Genomic DNA, 1,510 nt, shown 5'->3' on the forward strand with positions numbered 1-1,510 from the left:
CCAGACGGAAATGCCACACCGCCGCAAGCTGCCTCAACGCCTTATCCCGAAGGTCGCCCATTTGATCCCTCTTCAACACCCACCGACATCCCGCCTCGATCTCTCTCTCCTCCAATACGCGCAGTAAATCAGATACTTTCAAGCTCTCATTCATAGCCCTAGATCACCTCCCCTACTTATACTCCAGCCTAAATAGCGACAACACAATAAAAGCTCTCCACGCTAAAATTACTCTCATCTTGTGTCTTTTTTTGTAATACACTTCTGGAAACACATCGCCACCGGTCGCGCCCATCATCACACATTTAACTTCCGGCCTCATCTCCGGCAGAATTATTCACCAAGCCTATTCATCCATTCTCAGTTCATTACTTAGCCACGTTCTGAAAAACCCATGCGACCTCTGGCCACGCCCCCACCAAGACGCACAAACATCGGCTGCGCTCGGAATGTTCCTTGGCAACTTCTATAGTCTGACTCTCGCCAACCTCAATAACCATCCCATCTTGTTCCAGTGGCCTTGGATCGGATCGGTAGGCGCGTTCTCCAGCAACGGGGGTATCCCCGATAGATACTGCAAGGCCACCTCCACTTAAAGCGTTTTCTTCAAAGACATCGTTTTAACAAAACTTGATAAATGCCCCGCTGCTGTCCCACTGCGCAGGCACAAATACAGCCTGATCTCCTCCCAGAATAATAGTTTTGTTTCTTAAGGATTGCCACATGCGAATCGTGTTTACCAAGCTTGCGCTGTAATGCTCGACGATGAAGCCAAAATCAAGCAAGCGATTACAAAACTCTAACGCTTGTATCAGTTGGAAACAAAGTGAGCGATGTCACATGACGAATGTAAAAAGCTCTTTTGATAGCATAATCTCATTCTTATGGCCTTGGAATCTAGACCAGGGTTGTTTAAAAATTTTGAAGGTTGTGTCTTGAACCGAGATTTACGGACTCAGATACCAGAAGTGTCAGGCTTCATTTCAAAACGATGAGCAAGTCGTCGAAAAGATTCTCTCGTGCTTGTCGGAGGTTATAAATATTCGGCATTGTGATGTAGGCATCACGCAAGGAACTTTGCATATTTCGATATCCTTTGCCATCTGTGATCCAAATAAGTTCGACCCCGACTTGTCGGAGACCTCTTGTGATATCCCCGTAGCTCCTTTTTATTTCAGTAGGTTTCGAACCCTGCACAGTATAGAAGTTAACTTCGAACCCGTATCGAGGTGAACCATTCTGGAGTAATGCAAAGTCCACTTTTTTAGAAAGACCGTTTCCGTATCGGATTGTCATTTCAGTCTGAATTTCTACGGCAATCTGATTTGATGCCAGCTGTTGCTTGATGTGTTCTAATAGTGCTGCTACCTCATTGTGGAAGGCTTGGCCAGCAACATTTTTTCTTCGGTGTGTCTCTAATCCGATTTGCACACCATAAAGAACATCCTCTAAATCTCGACGTTGGAGAATATTTTCAAAACCGATATAATGAATTAACTCTGCAAACTGG

General features: G+C 45.2%; 1 protein-coding gene. It reads right to left on the reverse strand.

What is annotated here, in order from left to right; genetic code table 11:
* Window positions 1-978 precede the first annotated feature (978 nt).
* On the reverse strand, window positions 979-1,510 hold a 532-nt coding region (locus tag NZM04_09230), incomplete at its 5' end, for a type II restriction endonuclease (GenBank protein ID MCS7064205.1).

Source organism: Candidatus Methylacidiphilales bacterium, from assembly GCA_025056655.1.
In the GTDB taxonomy this organism is placed as follows: Bacteria; Verrucomicrobiota; Verrucomicrobiia; order Methylacidiphilales; family JANWVL01; genus JANWVL01.